Origin of the sequence: Fulvivirga sp., from assembly GCF_040218215.1 — a bacterium.
Taxonomy (GTDB): domain Bacteria; phylum Bacteroidota; class Bacteroidia; order Cytophagales; family Cyclobacteriaceae; genus Fulvivirga.
This window is the reverse complement of sequence record NZ_JAVJQL010000028.1, coordinates 22,309-39,677: the sequence shown is the minus strand read 5'-3', so window position 1 is coordinate 39,677 and position 17,369 is coordinate 22,309. Positions and strand designations below refer to the sequence as shown.

Below are 17,369 nucleotides of genomic sequence, written 5' to 3'. Positions count from 1 at the left end.
AAATGCAAAACAAAGGTGCGGTTGTTGCTCTAACAATCATTATTACGCTGCTATGCGTATATTATTTATCGTTTACGTTTGTTTCTCGTGGTATTCAGCAAGATGCTGTTGAATATGCTACTGATGATACAGGCGTTGTTGATCTAGGTAAGAAGCAGAATTATCTAGATTCTGTATGGAACCTTCCAGTTTATAACCTTTTCGGTATTGAGTATACCTATAAAGAAGTTAAGGATACTGAATTAAGCAGAGGTCTTGACTTGCAAGGGGGTATGCATGTAACCCTTGAGGTTTCTCCTATTGACATTATTAAAGGACTTAGCGGAAACAGTACTGATCCACAGTTTAACGAGGCCATCAGAGCCGCTAAGGAAAAGCAGAAAAATAGCCAGGAGAGATTTGCTGCATTATTCTATCAGTCATACTCTGAAATTTCACAAAAGCCATTGGCAGATATTTTTGCCAATGCTGCGAATAGAGGAAGAGTTAGTAGAGGGGATTCTGATGATGCGGTGATGGATGTAATCGAAAAGGAAATAGAAGATGCTATTGATCGATCATTCATTATTTTAAGAACCCGTATCGACCAATTTGGTACTTCACAGCCAAACATTCAGAGGTTACAGGGAACAGGTAGAATCCAAATAGAGATACCTGGGGCTGATAACCCTGAGAGAGTAAGAAAATTATTGCAAGGTGTTGCAAAACTAGAGTTCTGGGAGGTAGCGGAGCCAACAGAATATAGCAACTCCCTATATGCTATTAATGATCTTCTGGTTAAAGAGCAGAAACAGGCTTTTGAACAAGGTAAGTCTGGCGCTGCGGCAGCAGCCACTGAAAATCTAACAGATGCACTTTCTGCTGATACAACGCAAACTGATGATCTTGGTGCTGCTTTAGAAGGGCAAACTACTGATTCAACTCAGAGCAAATTGGACTCGTTATCTTCTCAGATTTCTCCACTATTTGCCTTATCAAGAGCAGGTGGTACTTTGATCTATGATGTTAGGGATACTGCTGAAATTGGTAAAATCATAAGAAGACCTGATGTGAAAAGTTTACTTCCAAGAACTATCAAACCATTATGGGAAGTAAAACCAACAGTAAATGAGCAAACTGGTGAAGAATTGCTTCAATTATATTTTGTGACTGTTGGTAGAGGAGGTCAGGCTCAACTGACTGGTGAAGTAATTACGGATGCAAGACAGGATTTAGATGAGTATGCACGTCCTGCGGTAAGTATGCAAATGAATGCTCAAGGAACAAGAGTGTGGAGAAAAATGACTGCTGAAGCAGCTAACCAAAATCCTAGAGGACGGATAGCCATCGTTCTTGACAATTTAGTTTACTCTGCACCTGGGGTAAATGGAGAAATACCTAGTGGTAACTCTCAGATTTCTGGAAGCTTCACTTTAGAGGAGGCAAAAGATTTAGCAAACATTCTAAAAGCGGGTTCGTTGCCTGCTCCAACTAGAATTGTTGAAGAGGCCATAGTTGGGCCAACATTAGGTCAGCTTGCTCAGAGCCAGGGTATTGTTTCAATATTGGCTGGTTTGGGTATGGTAGTGTTGTTTATGATTGCGTATTATGCTAAAGGTGGTTTGGTTGCCAACATTGCTTTGGTGTTCAACATCTTCTTTATCTTGGGTATTTTAGCCCAGTTTAATGCTGCACTTACGCTTCCTGGTATAGCTGGTATAGTGCTTACTATTGGTATGTCCATTGACGCCAACGTACTTATTTTTGAAAGAATAAGGGAAGAAATGAAGAATGGTGTTAAGCTTAGAGAGGCGATCACTATGGGTTATAAAAAGGCATTCAGTTCTATTGTAGATGCTAACGTTACAACCTTATTAACTGCTATTATCTTATTTGTACTAGGTCAGGGACCTATAAAAGGATTTGCCATCACATTAATGATCGGTATTTTCTGTTCGTTCTTCTCCGCAGTTTATATTACCAGAGTAGTTGTTGAGTGGATGGTAGGTAGAAGAGATGATGCTAATGTTTCATTTTCTACACCAATGTCAAAAAACATATTGTCAAACGTGAATATCGATTTCATGGGCAAAAGAAAAATGGCCTATTTATTCTCAACAATATTTATTGTTATCGGTATGGCCTTAACATTTACTCAGGGTCTTAATTTAGGTGTTGACTTCCAAGGAGGTAGATCTTATATCGTAAACTTTAAAGACCCAGTTGTAGCCACAGATATGAAACTGGCTCTAAGTGAGTCATTTGAAAATGCCGGTACAGAAGTGAAAAACTTTGGTGGTAATAACATCATGAAAGTAACAACCTCTTACCTGGTAAATGATGAAACTGACGGAGCTGATGATAAAGTAAAAAATGCATTGGTAAGCGGAGTAGAATCATTTACAGGATTGAAATATGTAGCTGATGATTCACAGGTAGATGTTGCACGGTTTTCAATCTCTGGGTCTTCGAAAGTAGGAGCAACTATTGCCGATGATATTAAGAGTGCTTCATTTGAGGCGGGTATTTTTGCCATCATCGCTATCTTCCTTTACATTTTGGTAAGGTTTAGAAAGTGGCAGTTCAGCACAGGTGCTATCATCGCTTTGATACATGATGCGGCCTTTGTATTCTCTGCTTTTGCTATTGCAGGCCTATTTGGAATCAAATATGAAATTGATCAGGTATTTGTGGCCGCTATCCTTACCATCATTGGTTACTCAATAAATGATACCGTGGTAGTATTTGATAGAATTAGAGAGTACTTAAATCTTGGAACTAGCAACGATCGCTTACAAATATTTAATCAAGCCATTAATGGTACACTTAATCGTACTATGATGACTTCATTAACAACACTGGTTGTGGTGTTAATATTGTTCCTATTTGGTGGTGAAGTGTTGAGAGGTTTCTCTTTTGCATTGCTGGTAGGTATCCTAGTTGGTACTTATTCATCAGTGTTTGTGGCTTCTCCTATCGTTGTAGATTTGGATAAGAAGAACCTTAAATAAAATAAGGATTGTTTAAAATTGAAAAGGGTCAGCTCATATGAGTTGACCCTTTTTTGATTCTATCAAATGCAATTATTTAACAGTAATCACATTTTTGATTTTTTTATCTTCACTAACTGGTAGTGTTAGTTTTAGAATTCCATTGTTGTATTCAGCGCTAATCTTCTCCCTGTCAATTAAATCATTTAATTTGAATGTTCTTTTGAAGGCTCCATAATTTGACTCTAGCTGAGTGTAGTTGACACCTTCTGGTCTTTTTCTTTCACCACTAATTATCAAAGTCTTCTCTTCCAGGTCAATGGTGAAATCACTTTTCTCCATACCTGGAGCTTCTAATAACAATGTAAATTCTTTTTCACCTTTTATGATATCTACCGATGGGTAGAAACCATTGTTAGGAGTTTGCAATACATTTTCTAAAAGGTCACCAAAAGTGCTTGGTACAAAATCGTTAAGCGGATTATATCTTACTAGTTTCATAGTTATAAAATTTAAAGTTTAATTTCTTTCACATCCTATCAAAATTGTACCAAGCTTAAAAAAGCAATATTCCATTTATTTTTAATGACATAATGTCTTTTAAATAGAAATATTTAATCTTTTAATAAGACAAAATGACATATTTTGTCTTACGCAAGACTAATGTATATTAGGAGATTAGTTTATTTTTTTATGAATTCAAACGTTAGAAATTTTATAAAGACCCTGGGTCCGGGTATTGTCTTTGCAGGCATGTGCATTGGGGTTTCTCATCTTGTTCAATCAACCCGTGCTGGTGCCGATTATGGTTTTGTATTATTGCCAGCGGTTTTAGCTGCGGTTATTTTCAAATATCCATTTTTCGAATTCTCTTCAAGATACACCAGTGCCACTGGAGAAAGTATTTTGCATGGTTATGCTAAACAGGGTAAATGGATTCTGTGGCTGTATGCTCTGGTTACAGTAGCGACCATGTTTATTGTAACTGCTGCTGTAACTTTTGTTGCTGCGGGTCTCATGGGTAATTTGTTTGGTCTTGACCTGGACACTGATAAGCTTGCAGGAATCATCTTTATTATATGTGCTGTAATCCTTGGTGGAGGCAAATACAATGCCTTAGACGGCTTATTGAAGATGGTTAGTTTCGTTCTATTGATTAGTACAATAACAGCTGCCTTCATCGCCTTTTATAATGGTGGTGCTCAAATAAGCTCTGATTTTGTTCCCAAAGAGGTAATGTCTGGTTCAGGCATCATTTTTTTGATCGCACTGATGGGATGGATGCCTACCGCTGTTGATATGTCTACCTGGACTGGCTTATGGGCTGAAGAACGAATAAAACAGACGAGCTATACACCCACATTAAAAGAGACATTGCTGGACTTTAATATTGGCTATGCTATAACTGGTGTGCTTGCAGTAATATTTTTATCGCTGGGAGCGCTTGTGATGTACGGTAGCGGAACGGAGCTCTCTAACAACTCTACAATATTTGCCGGACAGCTTATTGGTTTGTACACTGGCTCTATTGGTGAGTGGAGTTATTTGATCATAGCCGCTGCAGCCTTTAGCACCATGTTTAGTACATCTATTACCGTTGTTGACGGGTACGGTAGGGCAATGGACAGAATAATGACGTTGCTTATTGGCAAGCAAAGGAAATGGAGTTATATGCTTTGGATATTCATTGTCGCTTTTGGTGGGTATGTAGTTATCTCGCAATACTTAAATAATTTAAAAAGCCTTGTAGATCTGGCCACTACAGTTTCATTTGTAATAGCTCCATTAGCGGCTGCGCTTAATTACAAAGTAATTTTCTCAAAAGAAATAGACGAAGCGCACAGGCCTCCAAAATGGCTTAAAGGCCTTGCTATAGCCGGTCTTTTGTTCCTTTCAATATTTACGCTCATCTATTTTTATGTCCTTATTTTTTAAATAAAAATTTTTTTAAAAGATAGTATTGCAAAAAAGAAATTGAACTTCTAATATTGCAGACCATTTAAAAACATTCCCCTTTAGCTCAGTTGGTTAGAGCGGCTGACTGTTAATCAGTAGGTCCTTGGTTCGAGCCCAAGAAGGGGAGCTGAAAGCCACCGAGAGGTGGCTTTTTTCATTTGTAAAATGTTTACTGTTTACATCCTATATTCCGCAAAGTTGGATAAATTTTATACTGGCTAGACCAGTGATTTTGCAACAGGCTTTCTCGTCATAATCATTTTGTAAGTAATAGTCCTTATACATGTGGGTTTTTGACTCCCTTCAACCCAACAATTAGTTAGCCATGGCTTTTTTGTTTGCTTTTTTAATGGAGAAAGCTATATTAATACAGACTGGTAGATATGCAGATGTAAATTCCTAATGAACATTATTATCCGGAAAGTGTTAAATTTTTACTGATGCAAGACCTGTTAATTTAGAAATTATAGTTAAAGGAAAATTCAAACCACATAAAAAGTAAGACAACCACAATAATAGGAAACCGCAAGCAAATGAGATATTTGCTATTAGGTGCAAGCCATTTTGTTGCTCTATACTGGTTAGCTGCGTGCACTCCTCAAATTACATCCATTTCCCCTCCAATTGAAGAACCAGAAGTGTTCTCAAAAATCGAAGGAGACACCTTAATTAACCATTGGTGGAGAAGTTTCGAGAACGAGCAATTAAATGGGCTTATGGATAGTGCTTTTGCTAACAATATGAATCTTAATAGTTTATATCAGCAAATAGTAGCTGCGCAGGCGGTACGCAAATCTCAATCCACCTTTTTGTTACCAGATATAGATGCTCAGGCACAGACTGCGGCAAGACGACCGGAACCTGACTTTGCGGGAGGAGAAAACACCCAAATTGGTGTCTCAGCAAGTTACGAAATTGATCTCTGGGGTAGGATTCGAGCGGGAGTTCAGGCAGCAGACTTTCGTATTCAAGGTAGTTATTACGACTATCAAGCCGCTGCTATGACCTTGAGCGCCAACGTAGCTACTTTGTGGTTTCAGCTTCTAATAAATCAGGAACAATTAGAATTAATTAATAATCAGGTAGCAACCAATAAAGAGGTCATTAAGTTAATCAAGGCTCGTTTTGGTGCAGGACAGGTAAAGGGAGTAGATGTTCTGCGTCAAGAACAATTGTTAGAGCAGAGCAAAAGTTTAAAAATCCAGTTTGAAACCAATTATCAGCAAACGCTTAATCAATTGGCCGTACTCTTGGGCAAGCCGCCACAGAACTTTGAATTACAAGTAATCGATTCTCTTCCAGTGATCCCTCCAGCCCCCTCAGCAGGCATGCCATTGGAGTTAATTCGCAGGAGACCAGATATACAAAGAGATTACAGTTTTTTGATGGCCGCAGATCGGGAAATGGCACAAGCGGTGCGTAACCGTTTTCCACGTTTGTCGCTCGATCTGTCAGCACAAGCAAGGTCAAATAATTACAGTCAGCTTTTTAGTTCTTGGGCCTATACGCTGGGTGCTAACCTGGCGGCACCACTACTTTATTGGGGTCGACTTAAGGCAGAAGTAGACAGAACAGAGGCGGTGAAAAATCAGCAGCTTTATCAATACGGTGAAACGGTACTTAATGCTTTTCTGGAAGTAGAGAATGGACTGATCAATGAGGAGCGCCAAAGAAATCAGGTTAAAATTCTACGCAAACGCTTAGAAATGGCTCAACAAACAAATAAGCAGCTGCGAACTGAGTTTATATATGGGTTCAGTCCATATTTAGATGTTTTACTTTCTCAAGATCAAGAGCAGCAGTTACAAAGAAATCTTTTAGAAGCTATTCAAGATCAATATGAAATCAGAATTTCTCTTTATCGAGCCTTGGCAGGAGATTTTCAGTATTTGCCCGCTGATGAAGAAAACATAAAATTAAATCCATGAGCAATAAAAAAACAATCATTTTAAGTGTACTTACATTCGTGATTGCGGCAGTGTTTATCGTACTGATATTTTCCACTGAACCTACTGCTCAAAGCGAAGGAGCTACCAAAAAATCTGCCATGTTAGTAAGTGTAGAACCTGTGTTTTTGGGAGATTACACACCTGTTTTTCAGGCCACAGGATCAGTACTTGCTTTTGAAGATATTCAACTTAATGCGTTGGTGAGCGGACAGGTCATAAAGAGAAATTCAAAATTTGTACCGGGTGACAGGGTAAAAAAAGGTACGGAGCTTCTGAAGATCGATCCGGCAGATTATCAAAATGACTTAGAACTTCGTAAAAGCGAACTACAGCAAGCTCAGACTAATTTAGAAGTTGAACTTGGCCGACAAAACATTGCCAAACAAGACCTTAAGTTAATAGGGGAAGACTCCCTTACGGAAGATCAAAAGAATTTGGTGTTGAGAAAGCCACAATTCAGTGCAGTGCAAGCAAATATCACGGCCGCAAAGGCAGCTGTAAGTCAAGCCCAATTGAACCTACAGAGAACTTCAATTAAGGCACCTTTTGATGCTCAGATTATCTCACAGAATGTTACAGTTGGCTCGCAAGTTTCTCCCGGGGTTAATCTGGGCCGTTTAGTCGGAATTGAACAGTATTGGGTAGAAGTGAACTTGCCGGTAAATAAGTTAAAGTGGTTGACTTTTCCCGAAAACGAGAATGGTGCTAAAGTAACTATCAAAAATACTACCGACTGGGAGGAAGGCCAAAGCAGAACAGGTTTTCTTAAAAACCGTGTGGGTGCATTAGACCAGCAAAGTCGTTTAGCTCGCTTACTCATTAAAATTACAGACCCGCTGAATTTAGACAAGGAAAATGATGAGGCACCAGAGCTCATGATTGGCAGTTTTGTTCAAGCAGAATTAGAAGGCGAAGAAATTAAAGGCGTGGTTAGAATTAGTCGCGATTATTTGCGAACGAACAATACCGTTTGGGTGATGGAAAACGAGGAGCTACGAATTAAGGAAGTGAAAGTGAAATTGATGGATGCGTACTATGCTTACATTTCTGAAGGGTTGGAAGACAAAGCGAAAGTAGTGACTACAAATATTAGTACCGTTACCGATGGTATTCCATTGCGAACTGAAGTTGAAAAAGAAGAAAGCAGCGATGAGTAAATCTGAAAAACAACAAGGGAAAAAGCGCAAGGGCATGATAGAGTTTATGGCGCGCAATAATGTGGCTTCCAACCTACTAATGATGTTTCTGTTAGTAGGTGGTTTTTATACTATGTACAACATCCAAAAGGAAGTGTTTCCACAGTTTCAATTGGATTTTGTAAATGTGAGTGTAACCTATCCAGGTGCTTCACCTGAAGAGGTGGAACAGGGAATCCTAATGCCAGTGGAGGAGGCAGTGCGTGGTATTCAAGGCATTAAAGAACTTGTTTCTGAAGCACGTGAGGGATCAGGATCTGTGACCATAGAACTAGTGGCTGGCACTGACCGCATGAAGGCCTTTCAAGATATTGATCAGGCAGTTAACCGCATTCGAACTTTTCCAGACGATATCGAAGAGCCAGAAGTAGTCCTTCAAGACCGGCAACGCGATGTTATGCAAATTTCACTTTATGGAGATGCGGACATTTGGTCCCTTCGCAAATTAGGAGAGCGTCTTCGGAACCGCTTGTTATCTCAGCCTCAAATTACGCAGGTAGAGTTAGACAATGTGCCTGACTATGAAACGCGTATTGAGATTTCTTCACATAATTTACGCAAATACGGGTTGACGCTAGGACAAGTTGCTGACCTAATTGCAGAAAGCAGTCAAGATGTGCCTGCGGGAGCAGTAGAAACAAGGTCCGGAGAAATTTTGCTGCGCATGAAAGAACGAAAACAATGGGCAGAAGAATTTGGGAACATTACCATTGCTACTTCATTAACCGGCACCCAATTAAAGCTAAGCGATATAGCGGAAATTACGGATGGATTTGTAGAAAGCGGATTCCATGGGCAGTTTAACAAGCAGACTGCTATAAGTATGGAAATATTTCGAGTAGGTGATCAATCTCCGCTCGATATAGAAGACCTGGTCAAAGAAATGATGGCGGATTTTCAATTACCACAAGGTGTGCAGTATCGCATTGATAGCAATAGGGCCGAGGATTACCGCGAGCGTCTTTCCCTTCTTACGGAGAACGGACTGATGGCCATAGTAATTGTAATGGTCATCCTCTCGCTCTTTCTGGAATACCGACTCGCATTTTGGATAATGATGGGAATGGTAGTCTCCTTCGTAGGGGGCATTATTTTACTTCCCCTAATCGGGGTGAGCGTTAACATGATATCCATGTTTGGATTCCTGGTAGTGCTGGGAATAGTAGTTGATGATGCTATTGTAGTAGGGGAAAATGTATTTGAGTATCGCCAACGCGGGTACGGAGTTATGGAAGCTGCTATAAAAGGAACAAAAGAGGTGTCCAGACCTGTTTTCTTTAGCATTGTTACAACCATCATCGCTTTCATCCCTTTACTCTTTCTTCCTGGAGAAACCGGAAAGTTCTGGCAACCACTGCCGGCTGTTGTCATTGTGATCCTTGCACTTTCTTTGGTGGAAGCCCTTTTCATTTTACCGGCACATTTGGGTCATTTAAAAAAGGAAAAAAAGACAGGCTTTGCTCTGAAATTTGAAAACTTTCAAAAACGGTTTGCTAGTGGTTTTGATAAAATAATCAATACCTATTATCGTCCTTTCTTAGATCGCTGCCTGCAATACAAGTACATCACTTTAAGTATAGCCATTTCGCTTTTATTATTAGTAGGTGGCTATGGTCTTAGCGATCATATGGGTATGATTATGATGCCCGAGGTGGCTGCTGATGAAATAGAAGCAGGAATTAGACTACCGGTAGGTACTACTCTTGATCAAGCCGCCATTGTAGCTGAAGAGGTTACCATTTCTACCCAAAAAATGTTTGAGCAGTACAATTTATATGAAGTGGCAGAGGGGGTTAAAACCAATGTGCGTGGGCAAAATTTTATTGATGTTGAGATAGTAATGCTGCCACCTGACGAGAGGGATATGTCTGCCCGGGAATTGATCGAAATCTGGAGGGATAATATAGGCGATATCCGTGGTGTAGATCAAATTACTTTTGAAGCAGAAAGAGGCCCTGGTGGCTGGGCGCAAGATATTTCCGTTGACCTTAGCCACTCCGATATTGATGTTTTAGAAAAAGCAAGCCTGGCCTTTGTCGAGCGAATGGATGCTTTTGAAAATACGAGAGATGTGAGTGACAACTATGATCGTGGAAAACAGCAGTTTGATTTTGAACTTTTACCCGCAGGACGAAATTTAGGTTTGACTGGCAATGAGGTGGGTAGGCAAGTGCGGAACGCTTTTTTCGGGGCTTTGGCAATGCGGCAATTAAGAGGAAATAATGAAATTGAAGTTCGCGTTAAGTTGCCTCATGAAGAGCGAAAAGATATTAGAAACCTGGAAGATTTCATCATCCGTACCCCAGATGGTGTGGAGGTGCCGCTTTTTGATGTTGTGAAATTAAATGAAAAAGAAGCATTTACTTCCATTGGCCGTAGAAATGGTAGAAGAGTGGTTAGTGTAGGTATGGATGTAGAGCCTAAAAATAAAGTCAATCAAGTTATTGCTAGTATTAATGAAGAAGTCCTTCCTCAACTACGAGCTGACTATCCTGGTATTACCTGGAGCTTTGAAGGTACTCAAGCCGATATGAGAGAATCTACTGCGTCACTTTGGGGCACTTTCACCATGGCCATGCTTATTATTTACATACTGCTGGCACTAGCTTTTAATAATTATACACAACCTTTAATAGTGATGCTTGCTATTCCCTTTGGCATCGTTGGAGCAGTGATAGGACATATCATTTTAGGTTATGACCTTTCGCTTGTTAGTTTGATGGGAATGATTGCTTTGGCAGGTGTAGTAGTAAATGATTCGCTCATTATGGTAGATTATGCTAATGGCATAAGAAAAGACACTTCGGCTTATAATGCTATTCATGAGGCTGGTTTGCGCAGGTTCCGTCCAATAATCTTAACCACTTTGACCACTTTTGGAGGCCTTACCCCCATTATTTTAGAACGTTCAAGCCAGGCTTTTTATATTATTCCAATGGCCATATCCTTGGGTTTCGGGATTGTCTTTGCCACTGCCATTATTTTAGTTATTGTACCTTGTTTTTATTTAGTATTGGAAGATGTTAAAGCGCTATTTGGCAAGGAAACTACCCCGCAGCATGAATTAGCTTCCTCTTATGACGGGGGATAGACGAGGGTAAAATCTTAAGGTCTATTTTAACCCAGAGGAGTACATAATGGTATAAGATCAAATAGTTCTCTGTATAATCTCTGCTGATTTTACTTACTCAAAATCAATGGTTTTTTGTTTTCACATCTCTAGTGATTTTTAATATACTCGATACTTGCTATCTCAATTTTCTCAGACTTTCCTCTTAGCAAAATATTACCAATATTTTCAATTTTAATATTAGGATCAAGCTCAATTTTGGAAAGTAGGTAATTGGAGATAAGAAAGCTTTTATTATGCTCATTGCATATGCTTTGAATTCTCGCAGTCGTATTTATTGTGTCTCCATGATACGCAATATCCTTTTTGATTTCTCCTATTTCCACTGCCGATACCCTCCCAGAATGGAGTCCGGCTTTAAACTCAGGAACAATTCCATACTTATTGAGATAATAGTCAGCCCGGGTTTTAAACTGCTGCTGGCACGCAAAGAAAAACATGAGGCAGAAATTATTTATTAATCCTTCTTTTTCAGACCACATAACCACTATTTCGTCACCCACATATTGATATACTTGTGCTCGAAACGGTAATAGCAATTGGTTTATATCATCAAAATAGTCTCTGATAAAGGAGCTGTATTTTAAGTGTCCGAGTTTTTCGGCATAGGTTGTTGAAGATTTTAAATCCATAAACATAAATATTCTATCTTCTTCCCGCGGATGTCTGTACCTACCCAGTAACAATGGAATTAGTACTCCGGGGCCATACTTTTTGTTTACTTGATTGATGTAACTTATCAGCACTGCCATGAAAAAGTAATACACTAAAAGTAGATAAAATACATTGTCCCAAATCTCATTGCTCAGGTTAGTGCCCTTTTCACTAGCAAGATCAATATAAAAACTCCAGAATAAATGCCTAAGAAGCAGCAGAAGCAGTATTAGAAGAACAACCGAACCCAGGGTTTTTAATAGAATGACTTTTCCGAGTGTTAAATTTCTAAAGAATCTTCTCTCAAGGTAATGGGCCAACAAACCATAACTTACCCCATAAAATATACCTGCTATAACAGCCATCACAAGCATTGATTTCAACTCCATCATTACATGGATGCCATATATCAAACTGCTAATTTTTGAATAAAGACTTATAACCAAGGCCAGAAGAACATTGGCTATAATCCAGAAGTTTACCTGAATACTTAAATAAGTCAATAATGGGTAACGGGCCGTATAGCGCTGTGCCATTGTAGTGTATTCAAATTTTTCTGGTTTCATAACAAGTAAAATAGTAGCACGAAATATTAATGGGTCAAGTAGTTAAGCGAGTTGGTGGATAACCAAAATATTTTTTAAAGGCGAATGAGAAATGCGATAAATTTTCGAAACCGGTTTCATAACAAACCTCAACTGGCTTTTCCTTTTTTTCCGAAAGTCTGTAATGCGCCAGCTCTAACCTTTTTTGTGTTAGCCATTTTTGAGGGGTGATGTTAAAAGCTTTCTTAAAGTCTCTCTTAAATGTAGTAAGACTTCTGCCGGTTAGGTATCCAAACCTTTCAATGGGCATATTAAACATGTAATTCTTTTCCATGAAGCTTATCAGGTCCACTTTATGAGGATCATCAAAACTGGCTAGTACTCCATCAATACCAGGGTCAATCGTTCGTAATATGCTAATAGCTTCGGTAACTTTAAGAGATGCCAAATTTTCAGGAAATGATCCTTCCATATCAAAATATGGTATCAATGACGCAAGGCAACTTTCAAGTAGAGGGTGGTTTTTAAAACTTTGAATTTTGGATGTAGCTATAACGTTTGGTTGTAATCCAATGCTATTATAAAATTTTCTGAGAACATCTTTGGTGAGAAGCATAACAACGGTTTTATGAGGCAAACCATCTTTTGGGTAATTAATGACCGTTGCAGGCTTATTTCTTGGGATAAGAAAAATATCTCCTTTTTTAAAGATGTGGGTTGATTCCGCCTGAACTATTTTGGTTTCCCCTGAAATAAACCATACTAGCATATGGTGATCAAATACTATTTCGGATTTGAAAAATTTGTCATCATAGCAGGATAGCTTTATTTCTGGTGTTATGTATTTTGAAACGTGATCCATGTCAACATAAGTGAAAAGTAACTTCGTATAATATATTGGTCGGATATGTCAATAAAATATTGTAATCATAGCCGATAAATATTTGGATAAGAGAGAGGATTCTACACCCTCTCTCTCAAAAACTTGCTCAATATAAGGTTTATAGAAACGTAATTCCTGTTAATTTTTCGCTCAAGGACCACAATTGTTTTGCACTTGCCTCATCAAGGGAGTAGGACATTACCCCACCTTGCTGCGATGTTTCGTGAACCAATTCAGCAATGTCACCATCTTCACAGTAGACACCGCCAATGTTATTCAACATAGGACTGGTTGCGCACCAGACTGTTGTGGCGGCACCTTGAGGTATAGTTTTTAAAGATGCAGCCACCTCTGGATTAAGGTTTCCTTCTGAGTCTAAAAAGCCCATTTTTTGAAACAATTCTAGCGAAGCTTCTCTGGCCAGTTCTGTCCCATTAATTGATCCGGGATGCAAAGAAAAGGCACTAATATTAAACTCTCTTCCTCTGCTATCCAGTTCCATTGTAAACAGGTTGCAAGCCGTTTTTGACTGGCCATAGCCTTGGAGTGTTTCATATTCTCTATGTTCAAAATTAGGGTCGGAAAAATTGAAAGATCCAAAGTGATGCCCCTGGGAAGAAACGTTTATCACTCTAGCTCCATCAGCCTGTACAAGGGCGGGCCATAACCGGGCCGTCAGGTGAAATTGACTTAAATAATTTACAGCCAGCTGAGATTCAATGCCCCTGTTGTCTCTACGTAAGGGTACCCACATAATCCCTGCATTATTAATTAGTAAGTGCAACGGTCTGCCGGACTTTAAAAACTTGTCAGCAAACTCATCAATTGATCCAGGGTCTATTAAGTCCATTTTTTCTAACTCAATGTTAGATACCCCACCCAAATTTTTCCTGGCTTTTTCAATATCTCTTGCCGGAACTATAACAGTGGCTCCAGCAGCAGCTAAAACCTTAGTTGTTTCAAGTCCTATGCCAGTATTCCCACCTGTTACTATGGCGATTTTGCCAGTTAAGTCAATTCCATTCACAACTTCAAAAGCTGTAGTTTGTGCCTTAAACCCTGAGCCTAATGGCTTCTGAAGGGCTCCTTGATAATTATTTCGTCTCATATTTTATTGATTTGTTGAGACAAAGCTAGTTTGTGGCGCACTCGACAACTTTGTTTAAAAGACCAATTTTACTTTGTTTAAAGGGCCATAGATTTTTGAAATCGTGTGCATTTTTGTAATTCAATAAAATGCTGGCAAAAAGTGCTTTTACAGGTAAAATTTACCACTTAATTCGGGGCTAATTGGTATTACTTTCGTAGTTTGAGATGGTAAATACAACCCTAAAAAATTGACCCCTGACCGACTAAAGTACCTCAAGCAACTGGCTCAAAAATTTCCGACCAGAAGTGCATTGGGTAAAGAAATAATGCTTCTTGAATCCGTTTTGTCATTGCCAAAAGGATCTGAGCTGTTCATCAGCGATGTCCATGGTGAGTAGGACTCTTTTCAGCACATGATAAGAAATGGGTCGGGTATGATCAGGCAGCGATTGACCAACCTGTTTCAAAAAAGTAAATCAGAAAAGGAGTTGAAGTCTTTGGCATCGCTTATTTATTATCCTGAGGAAAAGTTAAAATCATTTCATAAAAGTGGAATCAGCAATGCTGATTTTTATAAATCAACGCTGAAAGATCTTATCATTATTGCCAAAGATTTCACGAGCATTTATGCCAAAAGGAAATTGGGAAGGTTGCTCAAAGGGCAGTATCAGGAAATTATACTGGCCATGGTGTATTCTGACTACACCAATAAGGACAAGGCAATTTTTTATGATCAGTTAATAGAAACCATTATTGATATTCAGGAAGCTGATGCTATAATTATCGAACTAAGCACTTTTATTCAAAGACTTTCAATACATTCTATTCATATCATTGGTGATATTTATGACAGAGGACCAGCTGCTGAGAATATCCTTGATGACCTGTTGGAGTATGATTCTGTTGATGTGCAGTGGGGAAATCATGATATAGTTTGGATGGGAGCCGCCAGTGGTTCTTTGGCGTGTATTGCTAATGTGATCAGGCTGTCTCTGCGCTATGGAAATACAAATACACTTGAAAAGGGTTATGGCATCAATCTTATACCTCTGGCTTCTTTTGCACTTGAGCATTACAAGGAGGAAGAAAGCATTCATTTTGACCCAAAAGTAGACCCCACTGAATTGTTAAATGCCAGTGAAAAATGGCTCAATCGCATCATGCATAAAGCCATTAGCATTATTCAGTTTAAGTTGGAAGAGCAATTGAAGTTGCGACAATCAGGGTTTAACATGTTGGATCAGCTGATTTTATCAAATATCGACTTTAGTAATTATCAAATTACAATAGATGGCAAAAAGTACGATCTGCATGATAAGTCATTACCCACCGTGGACCCTGCTGCACCTCATGAATTGTCAAAAGGCGAGAAGGATTTAATGGGTGTTTTGATACAAGCATTTAAAGAAAGTGACCCCTTCAAAGACATGTTGATTTTCTGATCAAGAATGGCGGCATGTACAAAGTCACCAATAATTGCCTTTTGTATCATGGCTGTATTCCTCTCGATGAAAATGGTGATTTGAAAGAGGTAGAGCTACTTGGTAAAAAACTAAAGGGTAAGTCTTTGTTAGACTTTCTGGATGCTAAAGTTAGGGATGCTTACTTTTTAGAGGCAGATGATAAGAACAAACAACTTGGTCTGGATACTATTTGGTATTTGTGGTGCGGACCGGATTCTCCGCTATTTGGCAAGAGTAAGATGACCACCTTTGAAAGGTACTTTATAACTGATGCAAAAACACATAAAGAGGAGAAGTCCTACTACTATCAGTATAGGAATGATGAAGAAACCTGCGTTAAAATATTAAATGACTTTGGTCTTGATAACAAGAATGCCATTATCATCAATGGCCATGTGCCGGTAGTTGCAAAAAGAGGAGAGAGCCCTGTTAAGGCCAATGGCAAACTTTATGTAATTGACGGTGGATTCTCAAAGGCATACCAAGGCAAGACAGGGATAGCCGGGTACACAATGATTTTTGATCAGAAAGGAAAGCAGCTGATATCACATATGCCTTTTGAGTCTAAGCAAAAAGCCATAGCAGAGGAAATAGATATACTTTCTTATGAAACGCTCTACTCACCATCCAGCAAGGTAATTCGTGTTAAAGACATTGATGACGGCAAATCATTAAAGGAATACATTATTGATTTAAAGGAGTTACTGCAGCACTTCAAGAGCGGAAAAATTGCTGAGAAGGGCAGCTAGTTTTGTCTCTAGTAAGTTTTCGCATCTTTAGCTAATACAGGTCTGTGTGTTCCAGACCAAGGAAATACTAGGGATTATTCATGGAAGCCTTTGTTAGGCACTCTAAATCCATCTCTCCTTTTTTTTTCTTCCCATTTTTCTTTCATTTCGGATTCAGCATTTTCCAGGATTTTGGCAAGCTCATTTGACGCAGATAATTTTTGCTTAAGAATCTCTAATAAACCTAGTTGAAGATAAGATATGCTTTGTTCACGATGCTTTTCAACAAGATGTACGTCCTTTGTATGTTGAAGAAACTGCCAAATGTCTTTGTAAAGCTCAAGAAACAGGTTACGATAATCTTCCTCCTTATTTTTACTAATCTTTATTTTATCTGATATTTTATTTAAATACCAATTTTCAAGTTTTGTAATCGTTGCCTTACCTTCTTGGGTTTTTGTCTTAAATGCACTAAAGGAATCGATCTTCAGGACGTGGGCAAACTTGTTACGTATTTCCATGAATTTTTGAAGTTTATTGATGGTATCCTTATTCAATCCTTTTAAATCCTGTATTAAGGTGATTTTTTGATTAAATCCTAAAGATTGATAGGAGTCTCCTAGCGCTTTGCTCGAATCCAGTTCGATGTTAAGAATTGCCGAAAGTGTAAAATTAGCTTCTGCCTCTAACATAACACCATAATTGATAACGAATGCACGTGTATCGCTCATAAAGCTGACTTATTATAATGAACTTGATTTTTAATTTTATTTGAACCTAACGCCATAGTATGAATTGAAGCGAATA

General features: G+C 38.8%; 10 protein-coding genes, 1 tRNA gene and 1 pseudogene. 7 read left to right on the top strand and 5 right to left on the bottom strand.

What is annotated here, in order from left to right; genetic code table 11:
* Positions 1-2: 2 nt before the first annotated feature.
* A complete protein-coding gene (gene secDF / locus RIB54_RS18540) occupies positions 3-2,990 on the top strand; it encodes a protein translocase subunit SecDF (RefSeq protein ID WP_350102292.1) in 2,988 nt (995 codons plus the stop codon).
* Positions 2,991-3,062: 72 nt separating this feature from the next.
* Here secDF and RIB54_RS18535 read toward each other — a convergent pair whose 3' ends face one another.
* Entirely contained in the window at positions 3,063-3,470 is a 408-nt protein-coding gene (locus tag RIB54_RS18535; protein WP_350063233.1) for an Hsp20/alpha crystallin family protein, read from the bottom strand.
* A 192-nt stretch (positions 3,471-3,662) separates the two neighbouring features.
* Between RIB54_RS18535 and RIB54_RS18530 the strand changes: the two genes are divergently transcribed.
* The 5 genes from RIB54_RS18530 (at position 3,663) to RIB54_RS18510 (ending at position 11,161) form a co-directional block, all read left to right on the top strand.
* Entirely contained in the window at positions 3,663-4,904 is a 1,242-nt protein-coding gene (locus tag RIB54_RS18530) for an NRAMP family divalent metal transporter (RefSeq protein WP_350102291.1), read from the top strand.
* A gap of 74 nt (positions 4,905-4,978) precedes the next feature.
* A tRNA-Asn gene (locus RIB54_RS18525) sits at positions 4,979-5,052 on the top strand.
* A 406-nt stretch (positions 5,053-5,458) separates the two neighbouring features.
* Positions 5,459-6,853, top strand: a complete 1,395-nt coding sequence (locus RIB54_RS18520) for an efflux transporter outer membrane subunit (protein ID WP_350102290.1) — start codon at positions 5,459-5,461, stop codon at positions 6,851-6,853.
* Positions 6,850-8,031: an efflux RND transporter periplasmic adaptor subunit gene (locus RIB54_RS18515; protein ID WP_350102289.1), complete on the top strand. Its 1,182-nt coding sequence runs from the start codon at positions 6,850-6,852 to the stop codon at positions 8,029-8,031. The genes RIB54_RS18520 and RIB54_RS18515 overlap by 4 nt, the downstream gene beginning before the upstream one ends.
* A complete protein-coding gene (locus RIB54_RS18510; RefSeq protein WP_350102288.1) occupies positions 8,003-11,161 on the top strand; it encodes an efflux RND transporter permease subunit in 3,159 nt (1,052 codons plus the stop codon). Before RIB54_RS18515 ends, RIB54_RS18510 begins: the two co-directional genes overlap by 29 nt.
* Before the next feature lie 128 nt (positions 11,162-11,289).
* Here the strand turns inward: RIB54_RS18510 and RIB54_RS18505 are convergent, their stop codons facing one another.
* The 3 genes from RIB54_RS18505 to RIB54_RS18495 all read right to left on the bottom strand — a co-directional run bounded on the left by RIB54_RS18505 (position 11,290) and on the right by RIB54_RS18495 (position 14,390).
* Positions 11,290-12,420 (bottom strand): adenylate/guanylate cyclase domain-containing protein, encoded by a 1,131-nt coding sequence (locus RIB54_RS18505; protein ID WP_350102287.1) that lies wholly within the window; start codon positions 12,418-12,420, stop codon positions 11,290-11,292.
* Between the two features lie 34 nt (positions 12,421-12,454).
* Complete coding sequence (locus tag RIB54_RS18500; protein ID WP_350102286.1) at positions 12,455-13,261, bottom strand: helix-turn-helix domain-containing protein; 807 nt, start codon at positions 13,259-13,261, stop codon at positions 12,455-12,457.
* A gap of 139 nt (positions 13,262-13,400) precedes the next feature.
* Complete coding sequence (locus tag RIB54_RS18495; RefSeq protein WP_350102284.1) at positions 13,401-14,390, bottom strand: SDR family NAD(P)-dependent oxidoreductase; 990 nt, start codon at positions 14,388-14,390, stop codon at positions 13,401-13,403.
* 307 nt (positions 14,391-14,697) lie between these two features.
* Here RIB54_RS18495 and RIB54_RS18490 point away from each other — a divergent pair.
* Positions 14,698-16,583 (top strand): annotated as a pseudogene (locus tag RIB54_RS18490) (fructose-1,6-bisphosphatase).
* 74 nt (positions 16,584-16,657) lie between these two features.
* Here RIB54_RS18490 and RIB54_RS18485 read toward each other — a convergent pair.
* On the bottom strand, positions 16,658-17,293 hold the full coding sequence (locus tag RIB54_RS18485) for a hypothetical protein (protein WP_350102283.1): 636 nt from the start codon (positions 17,291-17,293) through the stop codon (positions 16,658-16,660).
* Positions 17,294-17,369: the final 76 nt, after the last annotated feature.